This is a genomic window from Streptomyces sp. NPDC091272 (assembly GCF_044757485.1).
Taxonomy (GTDB): domain Bacteria; phylum Actinomycetota; class Actinomycetes; order Streptomycetales; family Streptomycetaceae; genus Streptomyces.
On sequence record NZ_JBIVVC010000012.1, the window covers coordinates 192,269 to 204,932 of the forward strand.

General features: G+C 67.2%; 14 protein-coding genes. 8 read left to right on the forward strand and 6 right to left on the reverse strand.

Annotated features, from left to right (window positions below; translation table 11 throughout):
- Nucleotides 1-79: 79 nt before the first annotated feature.
- Nucleotides 80-757, forward strand: coding sequence for an adenylate kinase (locus tag ACIQM4_RS28700; RefSeq protein ID WP_401597378.1), 678 nt, complete (start codon nucleotides 80-82; stop codon nucleotides 755-757).
- A gap of 32 nt (nucleotides 758-789) precedes the next feature.
- Here the strand turns inward: ACIQM4_RS28700 and ACIQM4_RS28705 are convergent, their stop codons facing one another.
- A complete protein-coding gene (locus ACIQM4_RS28705; protein WP_401597381.1) occupies nucleotides 790-1,110 on the reverse strand; it encodes a hypothetical protein in 321 nt (106 codons plus the stop codon).
- Nucleotides 1,111-1,992: 882 nt separating this feature from the next.
- On the opposite strand from ACIQM4_RS28705, the gene ACIQM4_RS28710 reads away from it, so the two are divergent.
- Nucleotides 1,993-2,310 (forward strand): hypothetical protein, encoded by a 318-nt coding sequence (locus ACIQM4_RS28710; protein ID WP_401597384.1) that lies wholly within the window; start codon nucleotides 1,993-1,995, stop codon nucleotides 2,308-2,310.
- A gap of 120 nt (nucleotides 2,311-2,430) precedes the next feature.
- On the opposite strand, the gene ACIQM4_RS28715 is transcribed toward ACIQM4_RS28710, so the two are convergent.
- Complete coding sequence (locus ACIQM4_RS28715) at nucleotides 2,431-2,670, reverse strand: hypothetical protein (protein WP_401597387.1); 240 nt, start codon at nucleotides 2,668-2,670, stop codon at nucleotides 2,431-2,433.
- A gap of 41 nt (nucleotides 2,671-2,711) precedes the next feature.
- Here ACIQM4_RS28715 and ACIQM4_RS28720 point away from each other — a divergent pair, with 41 nt between their 5' ends.
- Together ACIQM4_RS28720 and ACIQM4_RS28725 are read left to right on the forward strand one after the other, a co-directional pair.
- Entirely contained in the window at nucleotides 2,712-3,653 is a 942-nt protein-coding gene (locus ACIQM4_RS28720; RefSeq protein ID WP_401597389.1) for an alpha/beta hydrolase family protein, read from the forward strand.
- Between the two features lie 352 nt (nucleotides 3,654-4,005).
- Entirely contained in the window at nucleotides 4,006-4,422 is a 417-nt protein-coding gene (locus tag ACIQM4_RS28725; protein WP_401597391.1) for a hypothetical protein, read from the forward strand.
- Between the two features lie 592 nt (nucleotides 4,423-5,014).
- On the opposite strand, the gene ACIQM4_RS28730 is transcribed toward ACIQM4_RS28725, so the two are convergent.
- The 4 genes from ACIQM4_RS28730 to ACIQM4_RS28745 all read right to left on the reverse strand — a co-directional run bounded on the left by ACIQM4_RS28730 (nucleotide 5,015) and on the right by ACIQM4_RS28745 (nucleotide 8,629).
- On the reverse strand, nucleotides 5,015-5,674 hold the full coding sequence (locus tag ACIQM4_RS28730; RefSeq protein ID WP_401597394.1) for a cutinase family protein: 660 nt from the start codon (nucleotides 5,672-5,674) through the stop codon (nucleotides 5,015-5,017).
- Nucleotides 5,675-5,903: 229 nt separating this feature from the next.
- Entirely contained in the window at nucleotides 5,904-6,911 is a 1,008-nt protein-coding gene (locus ACIQM4_RS28735) for a hypothetical protein (protein ID WP_401597396.1), read from the reverse strand.
- A 12-nt stretch (nucleotides 6,912-6,923) separates the two neighbouring features.
- Nucleotides 6,924-7,763, reverse strand: a complete 840-nt coding sequence (locus ACIQM4_RS28740) for an LGFP repeat-containing protein (protein WP_401597398.1) — start codon at nucleotides 7,761-7,763, stop codon at nucleotides 6,924-6,926.
- A 365-nt stretch (nucleotides 7,764-8,128) separates the two neighbouring features.
- Nucleotides 8,129-8,629, reverse strand: coding sequence for an RICIN domain-containing protein (locus ACIQM4_RS28745; RefSeq protein ID WP_401597401.1), 501 nt, complete (start codon nucleotides 8,627-8,629; stop codon nucleotides 8,129-8,131).
- Nucleotides 8,630-9,061: 432 nt separating this feature from the next.
- On the opposite strand from ACIQM4_RS28745, the gene ACIQM4_RS28750 reads away from it, so the two are divergent.
- The 4 genes from ACIQM4_RS28750 (at nucleotide 9,062) to ACIQM4_RS28765 (ending at nucleotide 12,477) form a co-directional block, all read left to right on the forward strand.
- The gene (locus ACIQM4_RS28750) at nucleotides 9,062-9,433 is read left to right on the forward strand and encodes a VOC family protein (RefSeq protein WP_401597404.1); all 372 of its coding nucleotides are present in this window, start codon (nucleotides 9,062-9,064) and stop codon (nucleotides 9,431-9,433) included.
- 262 nt (nucleotides 9,434-9,695) lie between these two features.
- Nucleotides 9,696-10,160 carry a GNAT family N-acetyltransferase gene (locus ACIQM4_RS28755; RefSeq protein WP_401597406.1) on the forward strand — a complete coding sequence of 155 codons (465 nt, stop codon included), beginning with the start codon at nucleotides 9,696-9,698 and terminating at the stop codon, nucleotides 10,158-10,160.
- A gap of 1,335 nt (nucleotides 10,161-11,495) precedes the next feature.
- On the forward strand, nucleotides 11,496-12,074 hold the full coding sequence (locus ACIQM4_RS28760) for a hypothetical protein (RefSeq protein ID WP_401597409.1): 579 nt from the start codon (nucleotides 11,496-11,498) through the stop codon (nucleotides 12,072-12,074).
- Between the two features lie 31 nt (nucleotides 12,075-12,105).
- Nucleotides 12,106-12,477: a hypothetical protein gene (locus ACIQM4_RS28765; RefSeq protein ID WP_401597412.1), complete on the forward strand. Its 372-nt coding sequence runs from the start codon at nucleotides 12,106-12,108 to the stop codon at nucleotides 12,475-12,477.
- Nucleotides 12,478-12,664 lie beyond the last annotated feature (187 nt).

The following is a 12,664-nucleotide window of genomic DNA, read 5'->3' on the forward strand; positions in this document are numbered from 1 at the left end:
GTGGAACGGCACTAGCGTTCAGGCACGGCTGCGAATCCGGGACCGATCCTGGGCCGCACGACGACGGGTTCTCACATCGATGCGCATCCTCCTGATCGGGCCGCCCGGGGCCGGCAAGGGCACCCAGGCGGTGCACCTTGCCGCACATCTGTCGATCCCGCACGTTTCCACCGGTGACCTGTTTAGCGAGCACATTGGCCGGGGCACGGAGCTCGGCCAGAACGCCCACACGCACATCAACGCCGGCGCCCTCGTACCGCACGAGGTCACGATCGGCGTGATCGGAGAGCGCCTCGCCCGCCCGGACACCGAGCACGGGTTCCTGCTGGACGGCTTCCCTCGCAACGTTGCCCAGGCGCAGGTGCTGGACGGCATCCTGGCCGACTCCAAGTTGGGGCTGGACGCCGTGCTCGACCTGGAAATTCCCGAGGGCCAGGTGATCAGACGGATCGCTGGACGACGCTTGTGCCGTCAGGACCGCGAGCACATCTTTCGCGTCGACTACGGCCCGCCTGAAGTGGCAGGAGTCTGCGACCTCTGCGGCGCTGAGGTGTACCAACGTGAAGACGACCGCGAGGCAACCGTTCGTAAGCGACTGGAGGTCTACCGCAACGAGACGGCGCCGGTCGTCAACCACTACCGGGCGCAGGGCCTGGTGACCACGATTTCGGCCCACGGACAAGTCCACAAAGTCCTGCACCGCGCGTTGGACGCGATCGGCCAAGGCGGGGCCGACGCCGCTGATACGGCGAGCTAGTTTGCCTCGGCTGAGCCGCGTCGGCTGGCTGGTCACTCCACCCCGATGGACCAGATGTCGCCCCTCCGATGCCCGTCTGGATCTGATGCGCCTGACCCGTACGGGTCAGGGTCGCTGACGACGTGGATACGGGCAGCGGAAGCAGATACGCGGTAGCAGTCCATGTCATTCGTCGTGTTGCTCTGGTCGAGTGCGATCGTGTGGCCCAGGGCCAGGATGGTGGTCCGCAGTTCCGTGAAAGGAACTCTGGGCGGGAATTCCCCGTACTCCCGCGAGAGCGGGGGCGGCACGGTGCTCGGGGACTGGTCGTACAGCAGTCGCTGGATCTTCACGCCGAAGCCGAAGCACGACATCCGTCCTTGTCGCCCTGACCGCTCAGGCGAGAAGTTGATTTCCACGAGCCCGTAGTCCCGCCGCAGTAGCCCCCTTGTGGGGACATCAAGGTATGTCGCACCCAAGGCGGCTTCCCAGGCTTCCGGGTCGGCACCGAGGCCAACTCCCAGGACCTCTCCGCCAATGGCGACGTGTGCATAGAAGTCCAACGCGGCCACTCGCCAACTCCCTCAATCGTCCGGGCAGGACACCACTTGCTGATCTCGGCACACGACGGACGGTCCAACGCCCGATATTCAGTGATCGTACAGAGCAGCCTGTCAGGAAGTTCGCCGAGCCGGCTCAACGTGCGACCAGCTGGACGGCAATTGCCTCTGTCTCCACGTGCCCTTGCTTTTGGGTGGTGGTGGATCCGGCGCTTACGGCGGTTGTTCCCGGTACCAGTTGAAACTGCTCTGATCTCAGATGCGCGCGGCGTCCAGCAACGTCAGGAGTTACTCATCCCTCTCGTTGCCACGCTCATCGGCGGAAACCGGCACGACGTCACCCGGCCCCCGCCACCGCTCGACACCAACCCTCTCACTCGGGGGCTGCGAGGACGCTTCCGTCGCAAGACGCGGCGTCTGCATACCGACCGTGGTGACGGTCTCGACCAGGGGTGCCGGGAGGCCGAGTGCGCCTGTGCCGGGTTGCGCCAGTCCAAACGGCTCTACATCCGGTACGAACACCACGCCGATGAACACGGCCTACACCGCCCCAGGATGGCGGAATTCGGTGAGGGGTGCCCCAGGATTACCAAGGACTTCTTCCTTGATGGAAGGGGTCGGCGGACGGAGGAGCGTCGTGGTGAGCTCGGGGGTTCGTACGCCACTTTTCCCGTCCTTCCGGAGGACGAATGCTGGATGATCCGGCCCGCGTTCGACAACTGGCCGTTGGTCTCGGCCCAGGCCCACGGGATCACGAAGCCTCCCAGCATCGACTATGGCGACGGACCGCACATCACGCTCCCCGCCCCACCCGGGGAGTACGTACTCGACGAGGCGCAGGCCCGCCACAGTTACCACTCTGAGTGGACAGCGACCCAGGTCACAAGTACGGCCACCACGGCCGTCCGCCTGCTCGTCAGCGCGGCCCCCGCCGCTTCCTGGGAAATGGCCAGGAGACCGGACGACGACCCCCGGTCGTTCGTCGACCACCAGATCACCGGCTTTCGACACTGACGGTGCCACCGGTTGCTTCGCCGACGACGGGGCCCGGAGCCGCTCCTCGACCTCTTCGAGAGCGGGCTCATCCAGGGAGATCCGGACACGGCCGAGCACATTAGCGTCTCCAGGTACCTACTACGCACCCAGGACCAGGCCTCCGGCGGCGAGTTGGTCGCCCTTGCGATGACCGGAGACGGTACGTACCCCGTGTGGGTGGGCCGTTGTTCGGCCGGGGAGGTGGTCGCCGTCGTGGTACTCGTGGAAGGGATGCTCGCTCTGCTCCCGTACGAGGCCGATGCCTGATCCTGGACGGAGCGCGACAGGCGGCAGCCAGTACGGCCGGCTGACGCACTCCCCCCAGATGAAGGAACACATCGGTCCGTAACCGTGAGACTGAGTTCATGAGAAGCGTGAGAGTGCGGGACGTCACGTTCGTCAACGGGGTTGTAAAACTCGCCGGTTCACTGCGAGTGCCAGATGAGACCGACTTGGCCGGTACTGGCGTGGTGATGATCGGCGGGTCCGGGCCCACAGACAGGGACAACGGCACGTACTTCCCACCCATCAGGCAGCATTTTCTAGAGGCCGGATTCACCGTGCTCTCCTATGACAAACGCGGTGTCGGCCAGTCATCCGGCGATTGGCGCACAGCGACCCTGGACGATCTGGCGGCTGATGCAGCCGCCGCGCTCAGTTTCCTCCGTGCTCAACCAGAGGTTCAGCCACGGGCGGCGGGGCTCTGGGGGCATAGCGAGGGAGGCTGGGTCGCTCTGCGTGCTTCCGCGGCGCGCGATGGCCTGCCGTGGGTGGTCACCAACAGTTGCCCGGGTGTGAGCCCTGCTGAGCAGGAACGCTACGCCCTCGCCAACCACCTGACGGACCTGCACGGCGATGGGCACCCTCAGATCCGCAACACCCTGAGCCTGTACGACCAGCTGGCACAAGCAGGCCGACGCGACGTCGGCTTCTCTACGGCTCAACAGCTCGTCGACGACGCGGGAGCGCCGCCGGGACTGGACTACTACTGGGGCGAAGTGGACGAACACCTCTGGTCGTTCCTGAAGCGGAAACAGGATCACGACCCGGTCCCGGACCTGCTCCAGCTGCGCTGCCCGCATCTGGCGCTGTTCGGTGGTGCGGACACAACAGTGCCGGTCGCCGACAGCATCCGCATCTTCGCCGCCGCCTCCTGCTACTCGGCCCGCCCGCCCCACGCCACCCTGTCCGTGGAGGTGTTCCCGGGCGGTGACCATCGTCTGCAGGCAGAACAGTCGGCCGCCCTCGTTCCCGGGTACCTCGACACGATGAGCCACTGGCTGGCAAACCGCGTCAAGCCGGCAACCGGAGGTGGCAAATGAGGTTACGTGCGCTGCTGCTTAGCGCTCGCGAGTAGTGAGTGGACTGCTTTGCGTTCGCGGCGCGGGCGGATCGGTGGGATTCACTTCACGGGGGCATCGGGGTGCTGCATGCCGTCGGGAGTCGCCTGTCCGGCCCACTTGGCGAGCTCCAGCAGTCTTTGCGCGGCGGGTCCGACACCAGCCCCAACACCAAGTCCCCCCCGTGCCGGGGCTCCACCTGCGCGAGTCAGCCCGCTGGCCGGCCCGTCAGGACTTCGAAAGTCTGGTGCCGACGGGCAGGATCTACGCTGTGCTTCGCGGCCACCGCACAAGTTGCAGTCTTCAACACCGATGGTCAGGGGTGGCCGCAGGCATGGGTGCCAACGGGGTGGAACGGCCCGGCCGCGACGCCATCACCGGGAACGCGCACCGCCACTCCCTGGGTTGCTCATCGCTGCTTACCGACGGCACTTGGATCTGGCGCCAGGACTTCCCGCACTATCTGGAAACGCACCACGTCCTACTTCCCGAGACGTTCATCAAGCACGCGCGCGACCTGAACTACCAGATGCCGGCCCTCATCACCGCGCGGTTCGCTCGCCACTACAACGAGACCATGCCCCTCGTCGGCTGGGCCTCCTCTGTCCCGTGGCGCTCGGCTGCGGCCGTGCTCGAACCAGAGCCACGAACGGTCACCAGCAAGGCTGAGTTCGACGCGGCAATCCTCACCCAGGAGCGAAACCGGCCGCCCGGCAGCTGGGCCAAGCCGCGCAAGCCTCGCAGAGCATGAGCCGTTCCAGCCAGTCACGATCTTCGGCTGGAGTAACTAGCCCTTCGGGCTCACGATCCGCGTCCGGCGAAGGCAGGGGGACGAGCCCTGCGACAGCGTCCAGGCGCTGGACGCATGTCCCCGGCGGCCAGCCACCAGGGGGCGTGCGCCCCCTACGGGGATCTCGGCGACCTCGGCGCCTCGGCGAGCGGACCCCGCCACCGACATCGCGGCCACGAGGCCGACTCCGCCAGGTGTCCGACGCCGGCTGCACCTGCCTGAGCGGGCCGGCGCCGGATGCAACATCCCGTTCTCCTCCTGCGTCGGTCACTCCCCCTTGGCGACCCGGCTGCAAGCTGCCGGTACGCGGCGGAGGTGACTCCGGCGTGCGCCCCCCGCCCCCGTACAAGATCGAGCCGGCCCGATCTGACGGCGTAACAGCGCACGCCGGTGCCCTTCGATGAGGAATCGGCCTCCCCGCGGCGTGAGTTCCGCGAGGGCAGTGCAGCTGCGGCATGCGACGCCGGTCGAAACGCACCCGCGCCACCGTGCCTGCGCCCTCGCAACCGGACTCAACTTCCGGACTCAACCCCAGGACATTCGGCCTACGGCCTCACGGGCGGGGGTACCAGGTGCCGTTGTGCCACTGCTCGTTGGCGACGTCGTTGTGGTGGTCCATGTTGAAGTCGTTCGCCTTGTAGTTCTCGACGTGGTTGTGCGGGTAGGTCCAGATGCCGGCCGACTCGTCACAGACGTAGTCCCAGTGGCAGATCGTTTTGACCGGCACGTTGCCGAAGAAGTCGTCAGCACCCGCGAGTGGGGCGCCGACGATTCCGCCGAACGGCACGGATCCACCGTTGGCGCCGGGAGGCCCCTTGCGCTTGGGGTCCGCGACCAGGACGGCATTGACGTTGTCGAACGTCTGCCAGTTCTCGGTGACCCAGATGTGTACCACTGCGGCACCCAGGGAGTAACCGCCCATCTTGACGTGCTGGGCCGGGCACGCGGCACGTTGGTCGCGGACCAGCCGGTTCAGCTCGTTGACGCCTGCCCGCGCGCTCGCACCGTTGGGAATCTGGGTGGGGTACCCGACGTGCTGCTGGATGTTGCCGTAGAACAGGTCGTTGTTCCATGAGCTGCCGGTGCCACCGACGACGATGGTGTAGGTGCCTTCGCACGGAGCCGCTGCTTGCGCCGTGGGGGCCTGCGCCACGGTGAGTCCGGCCGTCAGCAGGAGGCCGGACAAGGCGGCCGCCATTTTCCTCGATCGCATTCGATTCTCCTCGGTTGGTTGGTCTCGTTGACTCGGTCGGTTGGTCTGGTGGGGCTGGTTGCTCCTGTTGCACTGGTTGGGCTGGCTGTACTGCGCGAACTGGTTGGACTGGTGGGCTCGGATGCCTTGGGTAGGCGGTCGCGGTCGTACGCCGACCTCGGATCGATGCCCGAGGGAGGGCGGAAGCAGCGAACATGCCCCCGGCTGTAGCTGGACGCCGTGGACGCCGCTAGTTATTGGTGATCCAGGTGCCTCTGTCGGGGTGCCAGTGGATGGTGACCTTCTGGAACCTCTGGGCCTTGCCGCCTGCTTCGTCGGTCTCGTCGGTGGTGGGGTATCCGAGCGCCTTCTCGTGGCCGGCTTCGCGAAACGCGTCGTAGATCGCGCCTTGCACGGGGTGCGTGCCGGTCTCGGCGGACCACAGGAACAGGGCCTTCTCGAAGAACTGGTAGCGGCCGCGGTTTCCGCCGGGCGCAGTGCTGGCGTCGGCCTCGTCCGTGGTGGGAAAGCCCCAGCGGCGTTCGGCGTCGGTGTCCCAGTACTTCTGCAGGATCTCCCCGTAGATCGCGTGCGCGACATCGGGATGCCAGATGACGATGCCGTTCTGGAACTGCTGGAAGCGCCCGCCGAGGGAGGAGTCGCGCTCGCCCGTGACGGGCCAGCCCAACGGTCCGGAAGGGCCGCCCGTACTGTCGTACTTGGCCCTGATGGTCCCGTACGGCATCAGGTCGTCGAGCTTGTTGTAGCGCCTGGGCGTGAAGCCGCGGAGGCCGTTGCCCCACACCCGTTCCTCGGCGACCTGGCCGAAGTCCCACTCCTCGCGCACCACCGGCTGCGTGTGGGCTGCATCAGCCCAGCGGGCGAACAGCGCCACATGGTCGATGCCACCCGAGTCGCGCAGCAGGATGTCACCGGGCTGCAGATCGTTCGCGGGAACGTCGACCGTGACGTTCCACAGGTCCCAGGTGGTGAGGGAGGTGGGCAGATTCCAGGCCATCGACACATAGCCCGAGCAGTCCGGCCGGTAGCAGCCGAACTCGTTCTCGTAGCAGCCGCTCTGGCCGTACGGCACCCGCTCGGCAACCCACGACCACGCGCGGTCCATCACCTCGCCCCGGCCGATCGAGCCACCGGGCTCCGAGGCGCTTGCGGTCGTCGGCGCGGTGAACACGAGGCCGAGGGAGACCAGCGCCAGCGCCACAACCCCGATCACCCGCCGAAGAATCAGCGATCTCATAGCTGTCTCCTGCTAGTTGTTGGTGATCCAGGTGCCGCGGGTCGCGTTCCAGTGAAAGGTCACCTTCTGGAAGCGCTGGGCCTTGCCGCCCGCCTCGTCGACCTCGTCGGCCGTGGGGTAGCCGTACGTCCCCTCGTGCCCGCCGGCGTGGAAGGCGTCGTAGATCGCGCCGTGGACGGTGTGCGCGCCCGTCGCGGGCGACCACAGGAACAGGCCGCGCTCGAAGAACTGGTAGCGGCCGCGGGTCCCGTCGGGCGCCTGTGCGCCGTCCGCCTCGTCCATCGTGGGGAAGCCCCAGCGCTGCTCGGAGTCCGAGTCCCAGTATTTCTGCAGGATGTCCCCGTAGATCGCGTGCGCGGCGTCCGGGTGCCAGATGACGATTCCGTTCTGGAAGAGCTGGAACCGTCCGCCGAGCCGGGCGTCCTCCTCGGCGCGCAACGGCCGGCCAAGCGGGCCGCCCTCTCCCCCGAGGCCGGCGAACTTCGCACCGATGGTGCCGTACGGCTGGAACGCCTCGCTCATCAACTCCCGTGCGTAGCCTTCCGCCTGGGCGTAGCGCTCCGGGTAGGCGGAGCGCTGCACGGCCTGCGCCAGCTCTCCGGCGGTGGCCCAGCCGGGTTCCATCTCCTGGGCGACCTCGAAGAACTTGTTGGCCGCGTAGTCGACGTCGAGGCACTGGTCGGGGTCGCACCACCCCTGCGAGGGGCGTTGTTGGAAGACGCCGAGGGAGTCGCGGTCCCCGCAGTTCAGGTTGTTCATCCGGGACTCGACCCAGCCCGTCTCAAAGCCGGCGAGCATCACCATGTCGGACACGCCTCGGCGTTGCCCGACCTCGTACACTTTGCGGATCACCGCAATGTCCCGGTCCGGGGGGATGTCACAGAGCACCGTGGCCGGCTCACGGTTCCCGAGCGGCCCCGGCACCTCGTGTCCACCTCGGGCCGAGGCGGGGGCGGCGAGAGCGCCCGTGGACAGTAAGCAGAGTAAGGACAGTAAGAGCGCCGATCTGAGCAGTGTTCTTCTGGGTAGGGCGTGGCGTGGGCGGGGGGTACGCATGGGACTGCTCCGTGGTCGTTGTCGTGGGCGGGGGGTACGCATGGGACTGCTCCGTGGTCGTTGTCGGGGGCGGGGCCGCGCCGGTGGGGCGGGGGTTGGGTGTCGGTTGTGGGGTGTCAGGGGGTCAGGGGGTCAGTTGTCGGGTGTCAGGGGGTCAGGTGTCAGGACCAGCTCTGGTACGGGGTGTTGTTGCAGCCCCAGGTGCGCAGGCCCAGCGAGCTGTCGTCGATGCACCGTCCGGTCAGCTGGTTCTGGAAGCGGACGGTGCCGTCACCCCAGACCGTGACCCACCAGCTCTGCTCCGGGCTGGAGTTGCAGGCGCCGACGGTGCGGAATCCGTTGTCGGTGTCCTCGATGCAGCGGCCGGTGGCCACGTTGCGCAGCTGACGGGTGCTGTCTCCCCAGACGTGCACGGACCACTTCTGCGGGTTGGAGCCGTTGCAGCTCCAGGCGCGGAAACCGCCGTTGTCGGTGTCGTCCAGGCAACGTCCCGTGGCCTGATTGCGGAAGCTCTGGATCGCGTCGACGGCCCCTGCGGGGGTGGTGACGGTCTCTGTTCCCTGGGGTGCGGGATCGCCCTCCAGAGCGAGGGCGCCGGGCGCCGAGGCCAACGAGGCCAGAGCCAGGGCTCCGCCGAGCAGGAGGGTTCGAAGCGCGCGCATGCGGCACCTGTCTTTCTTTGGGGCGTCTGTGGGGGGCGCGGGGAGCGGCTCCCTGTAGGCAGCTCGTGAGATTGTGGTGCACCTGTCAGGTCTGGGAGTCGGGGGTGGCGCTGTTCGTTTACGACTACGGCGATAGTCACGGAACACGGCCATCCTGCTTCGTGACCACGTCGGCGATCGTATTCATGGACCAGCGGACAGGCTTGGAAAAAATTGATGTTCCAGTGACGGCAGGGGGCGATGGGCACCGGATGATGTCTGAACTGGTCGGCTCTGTCTGGCAGGTGGGCTGGGACTTGACCCCGGCGCGGGTGCGTACGACCCGCAGACTCACAGGACGGGGCCGGTCGCCGCGGAACGGCCACGCAGCATCTGAACTGGGGCGCCACACCAGCCACTTGGCCCGTTCGCGCGAGTGGCATAGTGAGCTGGATGATCGGACGCCTATACACCGTTGTCATCGATTGCCCTGACCCGCGTGAACTCGCCGGTTTCTACGAAAAGCTGCTGTCACTCTCAAGAGGGGAGGACACCGGTGACTTCGTCGTGCTCCAGAACGACGCAGGCGCACCGGTAGTCGCCTTCCAGCGGGTGGATGACTTCCGCGCGCCACGGTGGACGGACCCCGCGCACCCTCAGCAGATGCACATCGACGTGATGGTCGCGGACCTTGATACGGCCGAGGCCCAGGTGCTCGCCCTCGGTGCAGCGCTGCTGGACGGTTCGGACAAGCCGGTCGGTTACCGGGTCTACGAGGACCCCGTCGGCCATCCCTTCTGTCTGATCACGCCCGAGGGTGCCTGAGCATGCGTCTCTCCACCGGGACTGTCGGCAGGTGGGCTTGAGCCGCATGGGCGGGCGTGCAAGACCCGAGGTCCGTCCTTGAGGAGGGGCCCACATGGAGAGCGTGGGGAAGCAGTAGAGCCCTCCCCCCCTCGCCAGCATGGTGAGCGAGCTGAGACAGAGACCCTGACTGACGTCCCCGAATTCCCGGCGTGCCCGGAGCCGATGCACTCGCGGTGGGCCCATGACGCAGCGCTCGTCCTGCTCATGCCAGACTGCCTGGATGATCGTCAGACTCGCAGAAGATGAGGACTTCTCTGGCTTCCTCGGCCTGGCGGCCCAGGTTGAGCACTGGTTCGGTCCCATGGTCGAGGACGCCGGCTTCCATGACGCTCTGCGCCAGCACATCCGTCGGTCCAGGGCACTCGTAGCGGCATCGACGGGACCGGAAGTCTTCGGCGGGCTGCTGTTCGGAGCGCAGGCGTCGACGTACCACATCCACTGGCTTGTCGTCTCGGAACAGGCACGAGGGCAGGGCGTCGGTCACGCGCTGATGTCGGACGCGATGCGTAGGTGGGTGCGGGGTCCGGGCAGCATCGAGGTAGTCACCTTCGGGGCCGACCACCCCGGTGCTCTCGTCAGCGGCGCACGCGTCTTCTACGAACGTCTCGGCTTCGCTCCCGCCGAGACTGCCGCCCCAGGGCCCGAGGGCGGCAGCCGGCAGATCTACCGCCGGACCGTCACCTGATTCACGCAATGCCGGTCTAGGCAACCGCGGTTCAGAGGCGTTGGCCGTCGGCAGGGCGACTCTGTGGAGCCGCCCAGGGCCGGAGCGGGCATGAGCAGCTGGACGGAGGCCGTGGAGCTGGCTGACGATGCGCGGGGCAGGAGGCAGGAGCCCCGCGTCTGTGCGACACCCAGGCTCTCGCCGACCTCAGCCTGGATGAGTTCCTGGCCGAACCGCATCGGCAGGATGTGCCTGTTCCGTTCCGAGTGCTGGGAGTGTAGCGGGGCGAGAGTGAGCAGGTCCTCGAAGAGCTCCCTGCCCGGGGCTCAGGAACCCCGTAACGGCACAGTGGCTTGACCCATGCCCAACGGCCGACGACCGGCCATTGAGAAATCAATGACCAGCCGCTGGCTTGCGCTCTCGACGGTTCGGCAAGTAGCGCGAGGCCCCACCCGGTGGCGTCGCCGGATTTCTACTGGCCGAAACCACCGCCGCCTTCTTCGCCCCCGTCCTCGTCCTCGTCCTCGTCCTCGGAAGTTCCCTCGACGCGGCCGGCACAGGCGTGCTGGTGGCCTGCTACTTCGTCGTACCGGCCCTCTGCGGAGTCCTCGGCGCCGTTACGCGCGGTACACCGCGCACTCAGATGATCAACGTCAACACCAGCCCGGGGCGGACCTGTCGGGTGTCCGCAACGCTCTCCCGACGCGCTCGTCCACATCGACGCAACCTCGATCGTCGTACCGCCAGGGAGAGGTCGTCCCCAGGCCTCTGCCGTCCCGACTGCGACGGGGCCGAGCACACCCAGGACGGACATCGTCATAAAGGAAAACAGCGCGCCGCACAACAACTACCGGGCAGGCCATACGACTTCCCTCTCCGCACTCGTGTGCCCGCTCAGTCTCGACGCGTCCGACAGCGCATCCCCCAGGGTCCAGCCCGTCTCCTGACGTGAGCCGGTGGCACGCCCACGCGCGAACCATCGCGCACCGGACACCTGCAGGCAGCCACGCCAGGACCTTCCCACCTATCGGGGGAAGCGGCTGAGCTTCTCGGAAAGCGACTGCTCGAAGGCGCGTGAGGCCTGAAACAGCCACAACAGGTGCTCATAAGTTGACCATGGAAAGCACGACCAAATGGCTATTCAGACGGCGACTTCGTTAGCGCGGCGAGGGTTGCCCCTTAGATAAAGGTGCGGGGTAGATCACAAAGAGGGGGTTGTAGGTTGCGTCAGAGGTCTGGACCAGAGAGGGTTCATGACGTCCCGGGCTGACCGCGCCGGGATGCGGGCACGAGCGCATGGTTCCTAGGCCATAAGTGCGCAGACGTGCCCGCATCGTTACCGCAAAGGAATTCTACGTGAACCGCAAGTCCATACGCCTTGCCACTTTGACCGCACTCGCCGCCGCGTCGGTGGCCGTGGCGGCCCCCATGGCGTCCGCAGCAGAGCGGCACCACGCCGTCGAGGCCCGCAACACGCAGCAGACTGAGCAGGTTCAGCAGGCTCAGGACCAGATCGACCTGTTGGCCGCCATCGATGAGGACGGCTTCGAAGAGCGTCTGCTGGCCCTCCCGTCGAATCCGTCCCCGCAGCAGGTCGCCGAAGCCATGTACCCGGGCAACGAAGCCGCTCAGGAGGCCGCGCTTCCGCTTCTCGTCAACACCCCCCAGGCCCCTGCCGCATCCCATCTCGACGGGGGTGTCCAATACGGGTGGTGGGACACCACCAAGCGGGTCACCGCGTGCATCGGTGCCGTCGGCGCCTTCGTCGCCGGCAACGGCCTCCTGGTGACCAAGGCCGCCAAGTTCGGCGGCGTCATCAAGGGCGCCAAGCTCATCGCACAGGCAGGGAACAGCACGGAACGGTGGAAGCTGGCCGTTGCGATCTTCGGTGACATCAGCGGTATCAGCGGCGTGGTCAAGGCATGCGGCGGCTGACCGACCCGGCAACAGGGAGGAAGGCCCTTAAATGCAGCATGTGTTCATGGGTGCGTTCGTACTCGCCGTCGTCGTGCAGTGCGTGACCGTACTCGTACTCCTTCTCCAGCTCTGGCGCTTCCTCAAGCGCAATGGGCCGGAACCGAGGGCGCTGAGCGGCAGCGATGTCCTGTCAGGGGCCGCACTCTTCGGCGGGTCCATGACGGTCGCACAGTGGCTGGCATCCACGTGGGCCGAGGCGAGTTGGTCGGACACGCTCCTGTTCACCGCGGTGTTCGCCATCGCCACGGCCGGATGCATGGCCTGGACGCGACGAGCCGGGCATCCTCGCCTTCAGCACGTACTGCTCCTGCTACCGATCGTCTTCGGAGCACTTGCGGGAGCTTCCGGGGCAACCTTCTGACCCTCGGGGCCGTCGGAGCCGTCCGGGCCCTCGGGGCCCTCGGGGAATGAAGCGGGGGGGGGGGGGGCCCCGGGGGGGGGCCCCCCCCGCCGAACACGGGGGTTTTTGTTGGTTGAACACAACCAGGGGGGGGGCGGCGCCCCCCCCCGGGCGCCGGGCCCCCGGCCCCCCCCCGCCGGGGGGCCCC